Annotated in this window: 1 protein-coding gene and 2 pseudogenes; 2 read left to right on the top strand and 1 reads right to left on the bottom strand. The window is 56.3% G+C overall.

Annotated features, from left to right (window positions below; all coding sequences use genetic code 11):
• Nucleotides 1-1,138: pseudogene (locus tag DQ405_RS26220) on the bottom strand (acyl-CoA dehydrogenase); the annotation flags it as partial.
• Between the two features lie 157 nt (nucleotides 1,139-1,295).
• Here DQ405_RS26220 and DQ405_RS26215 point away from each other — a divergent pair.
• Nucleotides 1,296-2,195: a LysR family transcriptional regulator gene (locus DQ405_RS26215; protein ID WP_032903964.1), complete on the top strand. Its 900-nt coding sequence runs from the start codon at nucleotides 1,296-1,298 to the stop codon at nucleotides 2,193-2,195.
• 452 nt (nucleotides 2,196-2,647) lie between these two features.
• A pseudogene (locus DQ405_RS26210) lies at nucleotides 2,648-3,206 on the top strand (NAD(P)(+) transhydrogenase (Re/Si-specific) subunit alpha); the annotation flags it as partial.

Below are 3,206 nucleotides of genomic sequence, written 5' to 3'. Positions count from 1 at the left end.
TGCACGTCATGGGTCCCTTCATAGGTGTTGACCACCTCAAGGTTGACCAAGTGGCGCGCCACTCCGAATTCGTCGGAGATACCGTTGCCGCCCAGCATGTCCCGGGCCATAGCGCGCGATATCCAATGACTTGCCACACGAGTTACGCTTCATGATCGAAGTGATCTCAACCGCCGCCGTCCCCTCATCCTTCATCCGACCCAGGCGCAGGCAACCTTGCAGGGCCAAGGTAATCTCGGTCTGCATGTCTGCCAGCTTCTTCTGGATCAACTGAGTGGCAGCCAGTGGGCGACCAAACTGCTGGCGATCAAGTGTGTACTGGCGTGCGGTATGCCAGCAGAACTCAGCAGCCCCCAGCGCCCCCCAGGAAATCCCGTACCGTGCCGAATTAAGGCAGGTAAACGGCCCTTTCAAACCCCGTACATCCGGGAAGATATTTTCTTCGGGCACAAATACGTTATCCATCACGATTTCACCGGTGATGGAGGCCCGCAGCCCCACCTTGCCGTGGATAGCCGGAGCGCTCAGACCTTTCCAGCCTTTTTCCAGGACAAAGCCACGGATGTCCCCGGCATCATCTTTGCCCCACACCACAAACACATCCGCAATCGGACTGTTGGTGATCCACATCTTTGCGCCGGTCAGGCTGTAGCCGCCATCCACTTTGCGTGCACGAGTAAATCATCGCACCTGGGTCGGAAACCATGGTTGGGCTCGGTCAGCCCGAAGCAACCGATCCATTCACCAGAGGCCAGTTTGGGCAAGTACTTCTGTTTTTGCGCCTCGGTACCAAACTCATTGATCGGCACCATGACGAGGGAAGACTGCACACTCATCATCGAGCGATAGCCGGAGTCGACACGCTCCACCTCCCGAGCAAATCAAAACCGTAGCTGACATAGTTCAAGCCACTGCCACCGTACTGCTCAGGGATCATCGCCCCCAGCAAACCGGTCTCGCCCATCTCGCGGAAAATAGCAGGGTCTGTCTTTTCGTGGCGAAAGGCTTCGAGCACGCGGGGAGCCAGCTTGTCCTGAGCAAATTGCTCGGCGCTGTCACGCACCATGCGCTCTTCTTCGGTGAGCTGTTGATCCAGCAGCAGTGGATCGATCCAGTTGAAGCTTGCCTTGCCAGCCATGAATAAGTCCTCGCGGAAAAAATCAGAAGTCGTGGAACCAGACTAGGCGCGGTCAGCGCAGAGGGCAAACGAGGTTTTTGCATAGGCTTGTGCTAATTTCTCACTTCATAACACTAAAAAAGCCCAGAAATGCGCTTTATCTGTGAGGGCAACGTACATGCGCAGGAAAATCCCCAGTACCACCGCGCTCATCAGCTTTGAGGCAGCAGCCCGGCACGAGAGCTTCACCAAGGCAGCCTTGGAGCTTTCCATCACCCAAGGCGCGATTTGCCGACAGATCGCCAGCCTGGAGGAGTTTTTGAGTGTCGAGCTGTTTCGCCGCTCACGCCGTGGGGTGAAGCTGACGGAGGCGGGGCTGTCTTATAGCCGCAGGGTTGCAACGCAACTGGACGCCGTAGAGCGCGACACCTTGTCGGTGATGGGCCAGCAGGGCGCCAATGTGATCGAACTGGCGGTGGTACCTACCTTCGGCACGCAGTGGCTGATCCCACGCCTGAAAGACTTTCAACATCAGCACCCGGAAGTCACGGTGAACCTGACGAACCGCACACGCCCCTTCCTGTTCGCCGATACTGAGTTCGATGCGGCGATCTACTTCGGAGATGCCGATTGGTCGGGTACGCAATCCCACCGGTTAATGGGCGAAAACCCGGTACCGGTATGCAGCCCGCGCTTACTCGGCGACCGCACGCACTTCACCCCTCAACAGATCGCCGAGCTGCCCCTGTTGCAGCAGACCACACGCCCCTACGCCTGGCGCCAATGGTTCAACGCCCAACACCTGAGCATCCCTCGCGACATGACAGGCCCTCGATACGAGCTATTCTCGATGCTGTCTCAAGCGGCCATGCATGACATGGGCATCGCACTGATTCCTCCCTTCCTCATACAGCGAGAGCTGAAGGAGCAACAACTGGTAATCGCGAGCACCGAAGCACTGACCAGCGAAAAGGCTTATTACCTGATGATTCCTGACAAAAAGGTCGAATCCGCCTCACTGCATGCATTCAGGGACTGGCTGCTCGACCAGTCAAGACGCTACAACCCATGTAAATAAAGGACAAAGCGCAATTGCTGACTTTGTAGTCAAATAAATTAAGATCCTACAGATATACGTATATGTCGCATTTAAACAGACTGTACTTGTCAGCCAAAAATAAGGCTAAAAGCCATGTATCTCATGGCTCGTAGCGACTCTTACCGGCCAATGCACGACTATTCACACTGGCAAAGGAAAAATGGACCGAAAACGCCTGGACGCCTTTAATGACCTGTATTTAAAGAGGTTATTTCAGCTTGTTGCGACAATCAGTCACAGGGTGACTTGTAGTTAATTTTTCGTCACCCGTCATAATCCCTTGATGGTCGTAAAGTTCGCCTGCAAAATGCCGCGCCCCGCTGTCATTTCAGCGGGATCGTGCTGATCGGCCGCCCCAGTTGCGCCACTCGCGGTGCACTGGCCTTTTTACAAAAAGATCAAAAGCAAAAAGATCATGCAGGAGATTTGACGTGCACATTGGTGTTCCTCTCGAAACCCAGACCGGTGAAACGCGGGTGGCTGCCACCCCGGAAACCATCAAGAAGCTGATCGGCCAGGGCCATAAGGTCACTGTACAAAGCGGCGCAGGCATCAATGCCAGCATCGTCGACAGTGCCTATGAAACGGCAGGCGCCACCATTGGCAGTGCCAACGACGCGTTTGGCGCCGAGCTGATTCTCAAAGTGGTTGCCCCCAGCGACAGCGAACTTGCGCTGATCAAAAGTGGCACCGTGTTGGTGGGCATGCTCAACCCGTTCAGCAACGAAACCATCGCCAAGCTCGCCGAGCGCGGCATCACCGCCTTCGCCCTGGAAGCCGCGCCGCGCACTTCACGCGCTCAAAGCCTTGATGTGCTGTCTTCGCAAGCCAACATCGCCGGTTACAAGGCCGTGTTGCTCGCCGCTCATCACTACCCGCGTTTCATGCCGATGCTGATGACTGCTGCCGGCACCGTAAAAGCCGCGCGCGTACTGATCCTCGGCGCCGGTGTGGCGGGCCTGCAAGCCATCGCCACGGCCAAGCGCCTGG

The organism is Pseudomonas sp. SST3 (genome assembly GCF_003325755.1).
Note: the sequence above shows the minus strand (reverse complement) of the source record. Positions and strands in the feature narration are given on the sequence as shown.